The organism is Myxococcus sp. CA023 (assembly GCF_010998615.1).
Classification (GTDB): Bacteria; Myxococcota; Myxococcia; order Myxococcales; family Myxococcaceae; genus Myxococcus.
The window spans coordinates 72,599-88,175 of record NZ_JAAEAH010000004.1; the positions used below are offsets into that span (position 1 = coordinate 72,599).

At 69.6% G+C, this 15,577-nt stretch carries 13 protein-coding genes; 5 read left to right on the top strand and 8 right to left on the bottom strand.

All coding sequences use genetic code 11. The features are described from left to right. Positions 1 to 37 precede the first annotated feature (37 nt). Positions 38 to 589 carry an ATP-binding protein gene (locus F8M74_RS02155; RefSeq protein ID WP_141254348.1) on the bottom strand — a complete coding sequence of 184 codons (552 nt, stop codon included), beginning with the start codon at positions 587 to 589 and terminating at the stop codon, positions 38 to 40. Between the two features lie 408 nt (positions 590 to 997). On the opposite strand from F8M74_RS02155, the gene F8M74_RS02160 reads away from it, so the two are divergent. Both F8M74_RS02160 and F8M74_RS02165 read left to right on the top strand, forming a co-directional pair. Beyond that, positions 998 to 3,148 (top strand): hypothetical protein, encoded by a 2,151-nt coding sequence (locus tag F8M74_RS02160; protein ID WP_228559143.1) that lies wholly within the window; start codon positions 998 to 1,000, stop codon positions 3,146 to 3,148. A gap of 5 nt (positions 3,149 to 3,153) precedes the next feature. Then, a complete protein-coding gene (locus F8M74_RS02165) occupies positions 3,154 to 3,900 on the top strand; it encodes a hypothetical protein (protein WP_225888927.1) in 747 nt (248 codons plus the stop codon). A 76-nt stretch (positions 3,901 to 3,976) separates the two neighbouring features. On the opposite strand, the gene F8M74_RS02170 is transcribed toward F8M74_RS02165, so the two are convergent. Beyond that, entirely contained in the window at positions 3,977 to 5,602 is a 1,626-nt protein-coding gene (locus F8M74_RS02170; RefSeq protein ID WP_141254346.1) for a bifunctional 3-(3-hydroxy-phenyl)propionate/3-hydroxycinnamic acid hydroxylase, read from the bottom strand. A 492-nt stretch (positions 5,603 to 6,094) separates the two neighbouring features. On the opposite strand from F8M74_RS02170, the gene F8M74_RS02175 reads away from it, so the two are divergent. Then, positions 6,095 to 6,307 (top strand): hypothetical protein, encoded by a 213-nt coding sequence (locus F8M74_RS02175; protein WP_141254345.1) that lies wholly within the window; start codon positions 6,095 to 6,097, stop codon positions 6,305 to 6,307. A 28-nt stretch (positions 6,308 to 6,335) separates the two neighbouring features. On the opposite strand, the gene menE is transcribed toward F8M74_RS02175, so the two are convergent. From menE to F8M74_RS02205, 6 genes are read right to left on the bottom strand one after another with little or no spacing between them, the layout of a single operon-like run. Further along, positions 6,336 to 7,784, bottom strand: a complete 1,449-nt coding sequence (gene menE / locus F8M74_RS02180; protein ID WP_141254344.1) for an o-succinylbenzoate--CoA ligase — start codon at positions 7,782 to 7,784, stop codon at positions 6,336 to 6,338. Positions 7,785 to 7,844: 60 nt separating this feature from the next. Further along, on the bottom strand, positions 7,845 to 9,005 hold the full coding sequence (gene menC, locus F8M74_RS02185; protein ID WP_141254343.1) for an o-succinylbenzoate synthase: 1,161 nt from the start codon (positions 9,003 to 9,005) through the stop codon (positions 7,845 to 7,847). 9 nt (positions 9,006 to 9,014) lie between these two features. After that, positions 9,015 to 9,938 carry a 1,4-dihydroxy-2-naphthoate polyprenyltransferase gene (locus F8M74_RS02190; RefSeq protein ID WP_141254342.1) on the bottom strand — a complete coding sequence of 308 codons (924 nt, stop codon included), beginning with the start codon at positions 9,936 to 9,938 and terminating at the stop codon, positions 9,015 to 9,017. Then, positions 9,935 to 10,792: a 2-succinyl-6-hydroxy-2,4-cyclohexadiene-1-carboxylate synthase gene (gene menH, locus F8M74_RS02195; protein ID WP_141254341.1), complete on the bottom strand. Its 858-nt coding sequence runs from the start codon at positions 10,790 to 10,792 to the stop codon at positions 9,935 to 9,937. Before menH ends, F8M74_RS02190 begins: the two co-directional genes overlap by 4 nt. Further along, positions 10,783 to 12,552, bottom strand: coding sequence for a 2-succinyl-5-enolpyruvyl-6-hydroxy-3-cyclohexene-1-carboxylic-acid synthase (gene menD, locus F8M74_RS02200; protein WP_141254340.1), 1,770 nt, complete (start codon positions 12,550 to 12,552; stop codon positions 10,783 to 10,785). Before menD ends, menH begins: the two co-directional genes overlap by 10 nt. Beyond that, entirely contained in the window at positions 12,536 to 13,846 is a 1,311-nt protein-coding gene (locus F8M74_RS02205) for an isochorismate synthase MenF (protein WP_141279784.1), read from the bottom strand. Before F8M74_RS02205 ends, menD begins: the two co-directional genes overlap by 17 nt. A 116-nt stretch (positions 13,847 to 13,962) precedes the next feature. Between F8M74_RS02205 and aroF the strand changes: the two genes are divergently transcribed. Both aroF and ubiE read left to right on the top strand, forming a co-directional pair. Continuing rightward, positions 13,963 to 14,862 (top strand): 3-deoxy-7-phosphoheptulonate synthase, encoded by a 900-nt coding sequence (gene aroF, locus F8M74_RS02210; RefSeq protein WP_228559141.1) that lies wholly within the window; start codon positions 13,963 to 13,965, stop codon positions 14,860 to 14,862. Further along, positions 14,859 to 15,548, top strand: a complete 690-nt coding sequence (gene ubiE / locus F8M74_RS02215) for a bifunctional demethylmenaquinone methyltransferase/2-methoxy-6-polyprenyl-1,4-benzoquinol methylase UbiE (protein ID WP_141259115.1) — start codon at positions 14,859 to 14,861, stop codon at positions 15,546 to 15,548. The genes aroF and ubiE overlap by 4 nt, the downstream gene beginning before the upstream one ends. Positions 15,549 to 15,577 lie beyond the last annotated feature (29 nt).

The window sequence follows — 15,577 nt, forward strand, 5'->3', positions numbered from 1 at the left end:
GTCGTGGCTCAGCGGCGGGCATGGCGGCCCGCCTGGACTACCAGCTGGACATCCCCGGCGCGGGCAACTCCACCGTCACGGTGATGCCGGCGGCCGCGCTGCTGGCCACCTCCAAGGTGCCACCCATGGACTCCGTCAGCTCCCGGGCCCGGGCCAGCTTGCGGTGCAGCGGCCCCACCAACATGGGCGACAGGAAGACAGCCTGGAGTTCCCGCGAGGACAGCGACGCCCCCGCGACCTGGACCTGGAAGCGGGGCGGCAGGTCCCCGAAGTCGTCAGCGGAATCCACCATCACACGAACGCCCTGCCCGTTCGATGCATCCGCCGCGTGCGCCAGCAACAGCAGCAGCACCTGCTGCAGCCGCCGGTGGCTAACATTAGCGGGGACCGGCTCCTCAGGAAGCTCCAGGGAAACCTGCACTCCTCGCAAGCGGCGCGTGACTGAGAGGAGCTCCACCGCGCCGCCAACGACCTCCGCGACATCCACTCGGAGTACGTCTGGCGAGTCCACCGGCACCAGGCACGCGGCGCGGCCGTGAACAGGCGCCTGGAGTTGCTCCAAAGCCTGCGTCCCTCCCACAGCGCTCACGACAGCACTCATCCCTCACACCTCCCGCTCGCTGGACTGAGGGAACTCTAACGAGCCGGTCTGACGAACGCCATTTCACTGCGAGAAAGTACGCACAGTCTGCCAGACTTATGACATTACAGCCGCGCAGCATCTTGGCCGTATGAGTGTGCCGTCGCGGCGAATCGCTTCGTAAGAATTGGAAGTAGGCTGCTGTCACCTACGACCCACGGACGTCCATTCCGCCAGCCAGAAAACAGCCTGACTGCACAAATCCGATTTGACTGTTCCTCGGAAATCCGTATGATACGGACCTATAGCGATTCGCCGCCTAACGCAGCACCGCTGGAGCAGGGAGGAACAACCGTGCTTGCAATTTCGACGACTGCATCAGGGGTTCCTCAGCACCGGAGAAGGGGGCGCCTGATTATGGAAGGGGGAAACCCGCTCTCCGACCGTCGGTCGGTCGAGTTCCGCAGCCGTGACGCGCTGTTCAACGTGATTCCGCTGCCGCCCGCCGAGGCCGCGCTGGATGATTCGGGCTACTCCCTGCACGGGACGGGCGCGGATGCCATCACCTGCTCCGTGGGTACGCTGGATGGCGCCATTGGCGTGGTGACGCGGCTGAGCCCCACCGTGGTGTGGGTGATGCCCAAGGGTGAGGTGGACACCTCCGACGCGCGCGGCCTGCCCGTCTATCTGTCCGGTTGTGGCGTGACGCTGGGCCCCATCCGGGGCGCCTTCATCCGCACGGACGCGGAGACGGCCGGGTCCCCGGTGGGGCTGCAGCTGGCGAACGTCTCCCTGGAGCAGGGTCGTCAGATCCTGGCACTGCTGGCGGACGCGCTGAAGCGTGGCGTCGCGGAGCCGGCCGCGTCTGCCCTTCCGGTGCAGGACACCATCGACGAGGCCGAGCGCATCCGCGCCATCCTCCTGGCCATCAGCACCGCGGGTAACAAGGGTGTGCTGCGCCGCATGGGTCGCACCGTCCGCCTGGTGTTGGAGCGCTACAACGCGGAGACGGAGCAACTGGAGTGGCACGCCGAGGACCCGGTGACCGACTGGGGCGAGGCCCCCTACGACATCGACGTCATCGGCCACAACAGCGCGTACCGCATGCGCCTGGAGGCGGGAACGCCGGACGGCCAGCGCTTCACGTCGCCGCTGCCCGACGTCCTCTTCCGCATCCGTCACCGCTGGCACCGCCGCACGCCCGCGCCCGAGGGCGTGCGCGTCACCTTCCACCACCCGCTGTGGCGCGAGCAGGGGGAGATGGAGCGCGCGGTGTTGGACCTGTCCTTCTCCGGCATGTGCATCCGCTGCCGCCCGGAGGACCTGCTGTTCCCGGGCCTGCTGCCGCCCCTGCTCGAGCTCCACACGCCGGACGGCCAGTCCATCAGCCTGCGCGGTGAAATCCGCTACGTCACCAGCGCGCGCGCTGATGGCACCGTGCTGTGTGGCCTGAGCGTGTCGCCCTACTCTTCCGACGAGGCGCGCTGGGTGCGCTTCGTCTCCCAGACGACCAATCCCAACACCTGCACCAGTGACGTGCAGGAAGAGGGGCTCTGGGATGTCTTCACGCTGTCGGGCTTCTTCAGCCTGGCGAACAAGTCCTCTCAGGAATTCGACGCGCTGAAGCAAGCCTTCAGCCACATGGCCAAGCGCGCCGCGGAAGTTCCGCAGCTCTTCTGCCAGGCCGTCTGGCCGTCCGAGCGCGGCCCCGAGGCGACGCTGTCCATCATGAAGTCGTACCGACACACCTGGATGGGACACCAGGTGGCGAAGCGCCCGGGCAAGCCCGCCCTCAAGGGGCTGGAGCCGGGCCGCATCATGCACGACCTGTACGTGCGCTGCTTCGAGCACCCGCAGAGCGACGCCGACTTCCGCTGGGCCGTGGCCTACGTGGAAGGCCTCAACCCCTGGATCGCGCGCGCGCACGTCCGCTACGGCGAGCGGCACATGGCGGCGAACCCGGAGCTGGCCTTCACGCGCAAGGTCCACATGATGGACGTCTACACGCACGAGCAGACGGGCCGGCTGCACGAGGGCATCACCATCAGCCCCGCCACCTCCGCCGAGCTGACGCTGCTGACGGACCACATCGCCCATTCGCGTCCGTCCTGCTACGTGGAGGCGCTCGACTTCACGCGCGACCGCATCGACATGCGCGCGGTGCAGGGACAGTGGAACACCTTTGGCCTGGAGCGCGAGCGCGAAATCCTCATCGCGCGCCGCAATGGCGTGGCCGTGGGCGCCGCCGTCCTGGAGCTGGGCCAGCCGGGCACCAATCTCTACAGCCTGCTCGACATGGCCCGGCTGTTCCCCCTGAGCGACGCGGGGCCGTCCACCTACGTCGCCCTGGTGGATGCGGCACGCCGTTGGTACGCCGCCCGCCACCGCCGTTCGTTCCACTACCTCTGTGAGGACGACGGTGGGCAGTACGTACAGGACGCCGGGATTCACGCAGGTCCAGACCCGTACATGTGGATCATCTCCGCGAAGCTGATCCCCGACTATCTCGAACACATCAGTGAAGTCTCCATCGGGCGCCGAAGCGCTCCCAACACTCGCCAGGGGTAATGAATATGAGCAAGCAACTCGTGGAGGAGCTGTACACGCCGAACCTGACTGCCACCCGTGAGCGCATCAAGACGGACCCCCGGCTGAAGGTGCTGCTGGACGACAAGGCGGACCCCGCGCTCTTCGAAGCCTTCCTCATCACCTGGAACTCGCTGGGCGTCTACATGACGGAGCCGGTGGACGGGTGGATTCGCCGCGCCGGTGAGGCCACCGTGAAGGCGGGCCTGGACGACGTGGGCCAGAAGCTCATCGCCCACGCCAAGCACGAGGCCGGCCACCATCTGATGATGGTCGAGGACACCAAGCACCTGGTGGCCCGGTGGAACGAGCGCCGCAGCCCCAAGCTGAACGCCGAGGAGCTCATCGCCCAGCCGCCCACGGAGGCGATGAAGGAGTACCGGGAGATTCACGAGAACACCATCACCGGTGAGATGCCCGCCGCGCAGGTGGCCATCGAGTACGAAATCGAGGGCCTGTCGACGGTGCTCGGCCCCGTGATTCTCGAGCAGGCCAAGCGCGTCTGTGGCGAGGAAATCCTCCAGGGCATGTCCTTCCTCAAGGAGCACACGGAGATTGACGTGGGTCACACCGCGCTCAACGAGGTGATGCTCAACAAGCTCCTGTCGCAGGTGCCGGACAAGGCGCCCATCATCGCCAAGACGGGCGCCAGCGCGCTCGACATCTACCTGCGCTTCATGGGCGACTGCGTGGAGCGCGCCGGGAAGCTGGTCCAGTCCGCCGCCGCGGCCTGAGCCTCCCCGCAGCCCCACTTCGCGGTCGTGTGGCGCCCCGGCCCGGGCGCCTGTTGTTTTTCCGTTCCCCCGCGTTTCAGCCCGCCCGCCGGACCTCCGCGCCATTCGGACGCGAGTGAGGGCGGACGCGGCCCTTGAGCGAGCCCATGAGGTGGCCCCGCTTGCCACCCCCTGAGATGCCGAACACGTAGCGGTCCGGCCGGAGCACCACGAGGTCGGCCGCGTACTGCGCGAACCAGGCGCCCAGCCGGCTGTCCAGGTCCACCAGCGTGTCCGGCCCGCCGCTTCCCGCGCGGTCCGCCGCGGCCACCTGCCACCAGCGAGCCCCGAGTTCGTCCGCCAGGGCCCGTGCCTCGCGCTGGGCCTCCTGGGAGGCGCCTGGACGCGTCAGCACCACGAAGCCCTCGCCCAGGCAGTCATCCAGCAGCGCCGTCTCCCCGTCGGGCCGCTCCACGCGCGGCTGCGGGAAGTAGGAGCCTTCCGGCACGTCCCCCTTCTCGCGTTGGGCGCCGAGCATGAAGCCCCGGCGCAGCGGCATCTGCGGCTTCACCTTGTAGTCGCGGATGAAGTCGCCCGTCACCGGCAGCCGGTACATCACCTGGATGAGCGCATTGCGGACGCGAGCCATCACCCGCCCGCCCGACATCATCACCCGGCCCATGGCGTCCGAGCCGCGAATCACCTCCGACACGTGGCCGCGCCGCTCTTCCTCGTAGGTGTCGAGCAGCGATGCATCCGCCGCGCCCGCGAGCACCAGCCCGAGCTTCCAGGTCAGGTTCGCCGCGTCCCGGAGGCCCGCGCAGAGCCCCTGCCCCAGGAAGGGCGGCATCAGGTGCGCCGCGTCGCCCAGGAGGAACACGCGGCCCACCCGCCACTGCTCGGACATGCGGCTGTGGTACGAGAAGATCTTGACGGATTCGAGCTCCACCGAATCCGGGTCCAGGTAGTAGCCGATCAGCCGCCGCACGTTTTCGAGCGAGCGCGCCGCCTTCAGGTCCGCATCCGGCTCCAGGATGATGTCGAAGCGAATCTCGTTCGGCGCGGTACGCGCGATGAATCCCCGGCGCACGGGGCCGCACAGGTAGCTGGTGAAGTCGGGCTCGGGTGAGGGCGTCTTCACGGTGATGGCCAGCGAGTGCTCCAGCGCCGTCGTCCCCACGAGCTTCAGGCCCAGCCGCCGGCGGATGGAGCTGTGCGAGCCGTCGCACGCGAGCAGGAAACGCGCACGCACGTTGACGGCACGCTCCCCCGCGACCTCCTTCACGCGGGCGGTGACGCCGTCTTCGTCCTGGACGAAGGACTCCACCTCGTGGCCCAGCCACAGGTCCACGTGCGGGAAGCGCTTCAGTCCCTGACGAAGCACCGCCTCCATGCGCGGCTGCTGGAAGAAGGCCGCGGGCACATAGCCGAACGGCCGGTCCAACCGGGTGAAGTCCACCTCCGCCAGCGAGCGCAGCGAGTCATTCAGGTACTGCAGCCGCTTGCACGGATAGAAGCCCGCGCCCAGGTCGCCCACCAGCCCCGCGGACTGGAAGATGCGCTGGCCCTCGTCATCCACGCTGATGGCGCGGGACTGGCCATGAGGCGTGACTTCACGCTCCACCACCAGCGTCCGAATCCCCTGCTGTCCCAGGAGATTCGCCGCCATCGCTCCCACCGGACCACTGCCCACGATGATGACATCAACGGACTCCGGAGCCATCTCTCCCTCCCGTTGCGAGTACGTGTGCTGAGCTGCCTTTGAGTCATTCCGATATCAAAATCAGCCACGACCTGGAATGTCCTGTTTTCACTCGGAAGCCGGCGTCATTCCTCACCCTCCCCCTGCGTTGTCTCTTCAACTCTTCAACGTCGGCTCTGGAAATCCTTGCATGTTTGAGTTTTGACCTTGGGAGTGAAAGGTTGCAGCCGTATCAGCAATCACGACGGGGGCACGGCGCGGACGGCGCAAGAATGTCCACGTGTCCCAAGTCCGCGCAGGAAATGCAGGACCCTCCTCGGAGGGCAGGCGGCCACGCGGGAACACGACATCCCGGAGTGCCTTTTGAAAGATGGCGACCACGTCCGCGGGTTGAGACGGCGACCCTTGTCGGGAAATCGCCACTGACCGCCAGCTTCAACGCGTGGCGTCGTGATTTTCGCGACTTGAAGAGGTCGGATGTGCCCGAACACTGCGGCGCGAAGGAGCACGCACATGGAATGGCTTGAGTTCTCCCGTTGGTCCCCGGAGGTCGAAGAGCAACTGGCGATGCAGGCGGCCCGGCTGGGCACCGTCGAGCACCGGGGCCCGCAGGCCTCCCGTCGGTCCGGGGCTGCCACCACCGTGTCGGCCACCTGCCGGCTGAGCACCGTCCTGCGGCAGTTCCCGCGGACCAATCCCTGGGGCCACCCAATCTCGGAGTGCTGAGACAGGGCGTCCGCCCCACCCCCGTGGGTCAGCGGAGGGCGTGCCGTCTCAGGACGGTGCGCTCGACCTTCCCCATGGCGTTGCGAGGCAGCGCGTCCACCCAGACGAAACGCGCGGGCGTCTTGAAGCCCGCCAGGGACTGACGGCACCACGCCGCCAGTGCCTCTTCCCCGGGGTGCGGCTGCCCCGGGCGCGGCGCGACGAAGGCAACGGGCAGTTCGCCCCAGCGGTCGTCCGGGAAGCCCACCACGGCGGCTTCCTGCACCGCGGGATGATTGACGAGCACCCCTTCCACCTCCGCCGGGTAGATGTTCTCCCCGCCTCGGACGATGAGGTCCGTGCGGCGTGACAGCACGGTGAGCCGCCCCCGACCATCCAGCACACCGACGTCTTTCGTGCGCAGCCAGCCGTCCCGAACCGCCTCCTGGGTGGCCTCCGGACGCTGCCAGTACCCGGCCATCACCGTGGGCGCGCGTACCTCGATGTCGCCCTCCGTCCCTGCGCCGAGGACCTCCCCCCCTACGCCGACGATGCGCACCTCGACACCTGGCAACGGGACGCCAGCGGTGCGGCCGTCCGCTGTGTCCGGGCGCTCGGTCGTTACTTGTGAGCAGGCCTCCGTCAGGCCGTACGTCTGAAGAGCTTGCAGGCCTGCGGCCCTCGCTCGTGCGAGGAGGGGCACGGGCACCGGACCTCCGCCTATCAGCGCCAAGACAAAGGAGTCCGGCATGCGCCGGTCACCTCGGGCGTCCAGCACTCGCTCCAGCGTCGTAGCCACGAGGCTCGCGTGGGATACGCCCTCCCCGTCGATGGCCCGGTTGGCCGAATCGGCGTCGAAGCGTTCGTGCAGGACGAGGCAGCCGCCCTCGTAGGCAGTGCGAGTGAGCATGGCGATGCCCCCCACGTGGAAAAGCGGCAATGTGCCCAGCCAACGCGGGGCTGGATGCGCCCCCAGGTTGGCAGCCGATGCTCGTGAAGACGCCCGGAAGTTGCCTTCGGTGAGGACCGCTCCCTTCGGCCGGCCCGTTGTCCCGCTGGTGAAGAGCACGACCCGGGGCGACGACGCCTCCAGGGGTTGGCACGTGGAAGCCCCCGTGGAGACGGCCTCCGCGAAGGACTCGAGTGACCGGGCTCCAGGGAGCCGCTCCACCAGGGCTCCCAGCGCCAGCTTCAAACGGGGCTGGATGTCCTCCACCATGGGCGCCAACTCCGCGGACGTGAGCCGGGCATTGAGCGGCGCCAACACCGCGCCCAGCCGGCCCAGCGCCCAGAAGAGGCACACGGAGGCGACGTGGTTCGTCGCGAGCGACGCCACCCTGTCCGAAGCGCCGACGCCCTCCGCCTCGAGTGCGGCAACCCATCGGGAGACTTCCGCATCCAGCGCTTCGTAGGACCAGGAGCGGCCCGCGAACGACAGGGCCTCCGCCTCGGGCTGATGACGAGCGCCTACGCGAATGGGACACAGCAGGACCGACATTCCGTCACCTTGGGGCTTCATGAACGGAGGCCAATCCATGGGCTCCCGTGCGTCGAGCTGTCACACCAGTGACTGGGAGCTCAGTCCGAGCCCTGGGGTGCTCGACAGGCGAATGACGCCTCGCTGCGGATGGTACGGATGCCCTTCCGGCTCCTTCGCCAGCAAGCGCCCCACCGCGAGCCCGGAGGCCAGCGCTCCGGATGGCAGTGCCGCCGCGAGATGTGCCGCGCCAGCCCGCGCCACCACGCCATCAATGGAGCTGGTGACATAGGCCTGCATTCCGAGCCGCGCCGCGCGCATCGCGACCACGAGGCACGGCAACAGTCCGCCCAACACCATGGGCTTCAGCACCACCGCGCCCACCGCCGGGCCACCGCCCAGCAACGGGTCCACCGTCAGCAGCGCCCGGAGCGCATCGGGAGAAGCCAGGGACTCGTCCGCCGCCACCGTGCAGGGGGCGCGGCGCTGAACGCGCCAGAGCGCCGCGAGGTCCTCCGGCGGCGTGGGCTGCTCCACCAACTCCAGGCCGTACCAGCCCAGCCGGTCCAGGGCACGCTTCGCGTCGGGCTCGGACCAGCCGCCGTTCGCATCCAGCCGGAGCTTCACGTCCGGGCCTACCGCGTCGCGCACGGCCTTCACTCGCGCCTCGTCGGCGTCCAGCGGCCGGCCGGCGACTTTCAGCTTCAACGTGCCGAAGCCCTCGGCCACGGCCTGCCGGGCCTCTTCCGCCAGGGCCTCGGGGGTGTCGGCGCCCAGCAGCGCGTTCACCGCCACTTCCGTCCGCGCCTCCTCCGCCAGCAGCCAGCACAGCGGTACACCCTGGCGTTGCGCGAGCAGGTCCAGCAGCGCCAGCTCCAGCGCGTGTTCCGCCGCCGGCATGGCGCCCGCTGGCGTCACCTGACGTGCACGGATGCGCACGCCGTCGCCTCGCGCCACGGCAGGGGGGAACGGCGACAACGTGTCCTCGATGGCCCGGACCGAGTCGCCCAGGAACTGGCCCTTCAGCTCGGACAGCCAGGCGTTCAGCGTCACGCCACAGTCTTCGAGCGACTCGGTGCCGAACGCGGGCAGCGGCATCGCCTCGCCCAGACCTTCGCGCCCCTCCTCGTCGACGACGCGGACGAGGAAGCCTTCTCGCACCGCGTGCATCCCTTGTGACGTCTTCAGGGGCTGGCGCAGCTCCAACCGGAGGGGAATGAGCGAAACCTGGGCAATCCGCATGGATTCACATCATCGCAGGTAGAGGCCCAACGCGAACAGCACTCCAAACACGAGCTGCAGTCTGGCCGTGGACCCCAGCGCCGGATTCAGCGCGGCCCCCTCCTGCTTCAACACCCGCTGCAACGGGGGAACCGCCAGGGGCAGGCTCAGCAGGGACAGGAACACCCAGGGGCTGGCCAGCTTCAGCGCGTACATCGCGAAGGGCGTGGCGTACGACAGCACCAGCAGGAGGAGGTACTCCGCCTTCCCCACACCCGTGCCAAAGCGGACCGCCAGGGTGCGCTTGCCAGCCTTCACGTCCGTCGTCACGTCGCGCAGGTTGTTGACGACGATGAGCATGGTGCCGCTGGCGCCCACGGGCACCGCCGCCCACCACGCCGCGGGGTCCACCGTCCCCGCCTGCACGTAGTAGGTCCCGGTCACCGCCACCAGGCCGAAAAAGATGAAGACGAACACGTCTCCCAGGCCATTGTAGCCCAGGGGAAAGGGGCCGCCCGTGTATGCGTAGCCGCACAGCAGCGACGCCAGGCCGATGGCGATGATGGGCCAGCCGCCCACCGCCACCAGGTACAGGCCCACCGCCGTGGCCAGCGCGAAGCACACGCCCGCGCCCGCCAGCACGGTGCCCGGCGCGATGAGGCCACTCTGCGTCACGCGCTGAGGGCCCAGCCGTTCGTGCGTGTCGGCGCCCTTCTTGAAGTCGTAGTAGTCGTTGATGAAGTTGGTGCCAATCTGGATGAGCACCGCGCCCAGCAGCGCCGCCAACGCGGGCAGTAGGCGCCCCACGCCCGAGCCGAACGCGAGCCCCGTGCCCACCAACACCGGCACCAGCGCCGCCGTCAGCGTCTTGGGACGCGCCGCCATCACCCAGTGCTTCACCCCGGGACGGGGCTTCACCGACAGCGGACCCGGCGCCGGAACCGACGTGCTCACGACGTCACCCTTCCCTCGCGCACGGACATGGGGCTGTCGAACTGCGGGGCCTCGTACCAGGGAGTCTGGAGGAACCCGAGGACTTCACGGGCATAGGCCTCCGGCGCTTCCAGGTGCGGCGCGTGGCCACAGCCTTCGAAGGCGTGGCGCCAGACCACCGGCAGCTCCGTGGCCATGCGGCGGGCAATCTGGGTGAACTTCGAATCCGAAGCGCCCGTCAGCAGCAGCGTGGGCAGCCGCTGGGCATGCAGCTCCGGCCAGAAATCCGGCTGGACGCCCAGGCCCAGACACTCCAGCGCGCCCGCGAGCCCCTCCGCCGTGCAGGCGCGGCGCTGTGAGCGCAGCGCGTCCTTGCGCTCCTGCGGAAGCTGGCGCAGGCCGTCGAACAGCGGCAATTGCTCCCAGCGGTCCACGAAGGCGTCCACGCCTCGCGAACGGATGAAGGCCGCCAGTTGTCCGTCCGCCTCACGCCGGGCCGCGCGCTCCTGGCGCCGATGCAGCCCTGGCGAACCGCTCTCCATGATGAGCCGCCCGAAGCGGTCCGGCGCGCGCACGGCCGCCGCCAGCGCCACGCGTGCCCCCTGCGAATAGCCCAGCAGGTCCACGGGTCCCTGCCCCAGCGAGTCCACCAGCGCGACGAGCGCGTCCACCGTCTCCACGAAGGCCTCACGCCCCCGCTGGTCCGGCAGCGGCGTGGCCCCATGACCGGGGAGGTCCACCGCCACCGCGCGCACGTCGCGGCCCAGGAGCGGACGCAGCCCGTCGAAGGCCCTGCGGCTGCCGGTGAAGCCATGCAGCAACACGAGCGGACGGGAGCCATCACCCCACGTCTCGTAAGCCAGCTTCACGCCCATGGTCCTTCTCCCAGTGAGGCCGCCATTCGAGCGAACAGCCGCCGGTGCTCGTCCACATTCGCGTTGCGGTCCACGCGCACTTCCACCAGGTGGAGCCCGCCCTCCAGGCCCTCGCGCACGGCCGACCTGAGCGCAACGGGCGTCTCCGGCCGGTGGAGCCGGGCGCCGCCCAGCGCCGCCGCGTGGGACAGGTCCACACCGTGCGGCGTGCCGAAGAGCGTCTCGAACGTGTCCCGCGGCGCGACCTGGGCAATGGGGAGGAACGAGAAGATGCCGCCCCCATCGTTGTTCACCGCCACCACCGTGAGCGGCACCCGCGTGCGCGACGCGGTGACGAAGGCTCCCACGTCATGCAGCAACGCCAGGTCCCCCGTGAGCAGCACCGCGGGTCGGCCCGCCGCGGCCGCCATGCCGAGCGCGCTGGAGACGATGCCGTCGATTCCGTTGGCCCCCCGGTTGGCCAGCACCCGCAGCGGCACCGTGCCCGCCGGAGCGAAGGCGTCCAGGTCGCGGATGGGCATGCTGCTGGATACGAAGAGCGGCGCGCCCGCGGGAAGCGCCGCCACCACCTCGCGAGCGATACGCGGCTCGGAGAGCGCGTCGGGCTGCTCCGCGAACGCGGCCTCCAGCGCTGTGCGCACCCGTTGCTCCGCGGCCAGCAAGCCTCGTGCCCACGGCCCCACGCCGCGCGCGAGCCCTCGCGTCAGGGCCTCACAGGCGGCCACCGCCGAGCCCTCCACCACCGTGGACGCACGGTGCGCCGGGTCGAACAACCCGCCGCCGTCACTGAAGAGGACGATGTCCGCGCCCGAGCCGTCCAGCCACTGCTGAGGCACCTTCGGCGTGAGCCCACCCCCGAAGCGCAACACGAGCTCCGGACGGTGCGCCTTCGCGAACGGTGCGTGCCGCAGCATCGCGTCGTAATAGGACAGCGTGAGCGGGCCGCCGCCATAGCGGGCCTGCGAGGTGGACTCGGCCAGCACGGGATAGCCCGTGGCCTGCGACAGCGCGCTGATGGCCGCCGCGAATCCATCCATCTCATCGCGCGGGCCACACACGATGACGCCGCGAGTGGTCGCGGCAATCCGGCGGCGCACTTCGTCCAAGGTGGCCGCGTCCGGCACCGGCTCGGGCGGGACGATGCGCGTCAGCGGCGCACCGGCGCGGCCCGACTTCGCGAGCGCGCTCAGGGAGGCCTCGGCGAAGGGCTCGGCGATGGGGGCCAGCGGCTCGCGGAACGGGACGTTGAGCTGCACGGCGCCCCGCGGCGCGCGCCACGCGCTGACGACCGCGCGGGCAACGGTGGCACGCATGTGAATCAACGCCGCGTCATGCGCCTCGGGCTGACCGAGGTCCGCGTAGAAGCGCGCGTGCTCTCCGAAGAAGCGCGCCTGTGGCACGGTCTGCGGCGCGCCCCAGCCCTGAAGCTCCAGGGGCCGGTCCGCCGTCAGCACCACCAGGGGCACGTGAGACAGCGCGGCCTCGATGACCGCCGGGTAGAAGTGCGCGCCCGCGGTGCCGCTGGTCGCCACCACCACGGCCGGCGCGCGCGACTGCTTCGCGAGCCCCAGTGCGAAGAAGCCCGCGCTGCGCTCGTCGATGACGGACCACGTGCGCAGCCCCTCCGTCCCGGCGCAGGCCAGGGCCAGGGGCGATGACCGGGAACCCGGACACACCACCGCGTGACGAACCCCACCGCGCACGAGCTCTTCCAGCAACGCGCGCGCCCACAGCACGTTGAGGTTAGCGTCGGACGACATCCCCGCCTCCCAAGGCCCGCAACATGGCCAGGCTCTTCATCTCCGTCTCCCGCCACTCCGAGTCCGCGTTGGAGCCAGCCACCAGCCCCACGCCGACGAACAGCCGGGCCTTCGCGCCCTTCACGCGCGCCGAGCGCAGCGCCACCATCAGGTGCGCCCGCCCAGGCCCCACCCAGCCCACCGGCCCCGCGTACCACCCACGGTCCAGGCCCTCGTGCTCCACCAGGAACGACAGTGCGCGCTCCCGGGGCGTACCGCCCACGGCCGGCGTGGGATGCAGCGCCTCCACCACCTGCGCCGGCGTCACCCCCGGCCGCAGCTCGGCGCGAAACCCCGTCCGCAGGTGCACGACGTTCTTCAAGGCCAGCAGCGCGGGCTCCGCGTCCGACGACACCTGCTCCGCCAGCGGCGTCAACGCGGTGACGAGGTAGTGCACCACGGACGCGTGCTCGCGCACGTTCTTGTCATGGCCCCGCAGCCCGTCCGCATGGCCGGGCGCGGCCGTGCCCGCCAGGGCCTCTGTCTCCAGCACCTGACCGTCCACCCGGCACAGCGTCTCCGGCGTCGCACCCAGGAAGCATGTGTCGTCCGGCGCGCGGAACAGGAAGGTGGCGCAGCGGGGATTCTGCTCACGCAGCCGCGCCAGCACGTCCACCACATCAAAGGGCACGGGTCCTTCCGCATCCAACGGGCGCGCCAGCACCACCTTCTGGAGGTGCCCGGACGCAATCGCGTCCAGCGCGCGCTGCACCCGCACCTCGAAGTCCGGCCGCGACGCGCGCAACTCCAACGCCACGGGCTCGCCGCGCGCATGCCGGTACGACTCCGGGAAGCAGGCACGGACGCGCTCCAGCCGCGAGCGCACCAGGTCCTCACCCCCGCGGCCCTCCTGCGCGAAAGCCACCAGGCACACGCCGCGCGCCGTGCGGAACACCAGCACCTCGGGCAGCGTCCAGCGCGTCACACCGTGCGACGCCCACGCCGTGTCCACCGTGCCCGAGTCACCGAAACGGATGCCGCCAAACCAGGGGCCCGGCATCGACTCCGGGGCTTCGCCCAGCCAGCGCACCTGCGCGCGGCCCAGTGAGGCCAGCACGCCAGGAATGTCGGAGGCGTCCTGCGCCTCCACCACCGCCGCCTCACCCCACCCCGCCGCTGCGTCCTGCGCCAGCGGACGCTCCCAGTAGACGGTCGGAACGCCCAATACGTCCGCACCCGCGAGCGGATCAACCACCGCAAGGGGCGTCATTCCGGCCACCCAGCGCTGGCTCTCAACGGGATTGTGCGTCTTCATCAGCGTTCCTCATCGGCGATTGCGGCGCAATCACCTTCGGTTGTCTTCTAAGCCATCTCGGCTATACATGCACCAAGGAGTTCAAAACCTCTTGAACTCCATGAATGGGAGGGTCCGTGGGAGGCAAGCGGCCAGACGAACCAGCCGGGTCCGGACGGGCCCCGGGCGCGCTGCGGGTGCTTCGCGTGGAGCGGCCCGAAGGCACTCGCGTGCGAGTGGGCCCCGTGGAAATCGGAGGCCCCGGGTTCGTCGTCATGGCCGGCCCCTGCGCGGTGGAAGGCGCGGAGCAGGTGCAGCACGCCGCCTCGGTGGTGGCCGCCGCGGGCGCCCATGTCCTGCGCGGTGGCGTATTCAAGCCTCGCACCAGTCCCTACGCATTCCAGGGCATGGGCGAGCCGGGCCTGCACGTCCTGGCGGAGGCCGGGCGCCGCCACGGCATGCCCATCATCAGTGAGGTGATGGAGTCGGCGCAGATTCCCCTCATGGAGGAGTCCACGGACATCCTCCAGGTGGGTGCGCGCAACATGCAGAACTACTCGCTGCTTCGGGCGCTGGGGAAAGTGCGCAAGCCCGTGCTGCTCAAACGAGGCCTGTCGGCCACGTTGCAAGAATGGCTGCTGGCCGCCGAGTACATCCTCGACGGCGGCAACGAACAGGTGATGCTGTGCGAGCGCGGCATCCGAACCTTCGAGACGGAGCTGCGCAACACGCTGGACCTGGCGGCGGTGGCCTGGGCGAAGCAGCGCTCCCACCTGCCCGTCATCGTCGACCCGTCCCATGCGACGGGCGACCCGGCGCTCATCCTCCCCATGTCGCTGGCGGCCGCGGCCGCGGGGGCGGATGGATTGTTGATTGAAGTCCACCCGAAGCCCGAGCTGGCCATGTGCGATGGGCACCAGGCCCTGACGCCCGAACGCTTCGAGACGTTGATGCGACGGCTGCCAGCCGTGCTAGACGCGGTGGACCGACACCTTTGGCGGCCGGAAAGCCCGGCCCAGGTCGTGAGGGCGCGATGACTACTGAAGTCCGTGAGATGTTCTCTTCCATCGCCACGAAGTACGACGTGACGAATGAGGTCCTCTCGTTCGGCATCCACCGGCTGTGGCGCCGGAATGCCGTCCGGCTCAGCACCGCGAAGGAAGGAGACCGCGTCCTCGACTGCGCTTCGGGCACTGGCGACCTGGCCCTGGCGTTCAAGCGCAAGGTGGGCGTCTCCGGCCGTGTCGTGGGCACGGACTTCTGCCCGGAGATGCTGGAGAGCGCCCCCGCCAAGGCGGAGAAGGCGGGCCTCCAGGTGGAGTTCCAGGTGGCCGACGCGATGGACCTGCCCTTCGCGACCGACAGCTTCGACGTGGCCTCCATCTCGTTCGGCATCCGCAACGTGGATGACCCGGTGAAGTGCCTGAAGGAGATGGCGCGAGTGGTCCGGCCCGGTGGCCACGTCGTGGTGCTGGAGTTCGGCCAGCCCACGGGCGCCTTCGGGGCCTTGTTCCGCTTCTACAGCAAGGCGGTGATGCCCACCATCGGAGGGCTGCTGACGGGCAACCGCGCCGCATACCAGTACCTGCCCAAGACGTCCGCCGCCTTCCCGGCCGGTGACAAGTTCCTGGAGTTGATGGACCAGTCCGGGGCCTACGCGGCAAAGTCCGCGCATGCGCTCACGTTCGGCACCGCCTACGTCTATGTCGGCACCGTCCGCTGAGGAGCGGCGGCACCTCGTTGAACAGATTC

Excerpts from the sequence above, each read along its gene's own strand:
- F8M74_RS02160 (WP_228559143.1), top strand. The coding sequence starts at position 998 with ATGGAAGGGGGAAACCCGCTCTCCGACCGTCGGTCGGTCGAGTTCCGC.
- F8M74_RS02165 (WP_225888927.1), top strand. The coding sequence starts at position 3,154 with ATGAGCAAGCAACTCGTGGAGGAGCTGTACACGCCGAACCTGACTGCC.
- F8M74_RS02170 (WP_141254346.1), bottom strand. The coding sequence starts at position 5,602 with ATGGCTCCGGAGTCCGTTGATGTCATCATCGTGGGCAGTGGTCCGGTG.
- F8M74_RS02175 (WP_141254345.1), top strand. The coding sequence starts at position 6,095 with ATGGAATGGCTTGAGTTCTCCCGTTGGTCCCCGGAGGTCGAAGAGCAA.
- menE (WP_141254344.1), bottom strand. The coding sequence starts at position 7,784 with ATGTCGGTCCTGCTGTGTCCCATTCGCGTAGGCGCTCGTCATCAGCCC.
- menC (WP_141254343.1), bottom strand. The coding sequence starts at position 9,005 with ATGCGGATTGCCCAGGTTTCGCTCATTCCCCTCCGGTTGGAGCTGCGC.
- menH (WP_141254341.1), bottom strand. The coding sequence starts at position 10,792 with ATGGGCGTGAAGCTGGCTTACGAGACGTGGGGTGATGGCTCCCGTCCG.
- menD (WP_141254340.1), bottom strand. The coding sequence starts at position 12,552 with ATGTCGTCCGACGCTAACCTCAACGTGCTGTGGGCGCGCGCGTTGCTG.
- F8M74_RS02205 (WP_141279784.1), bottom strand. The coding sequence starts at position 13,846 with ATGAAGACGCACAATCCCGTTGAGAGCCAGCGCTGGGTGGCCGGAATG.
- ubiE (WP_141259115.1), top strand. The coding sequence starts at position 14,859 with ATGACTACTGAAGTCCGTGAGATGTTCTCTTCCATCGCCACGAAGTAC.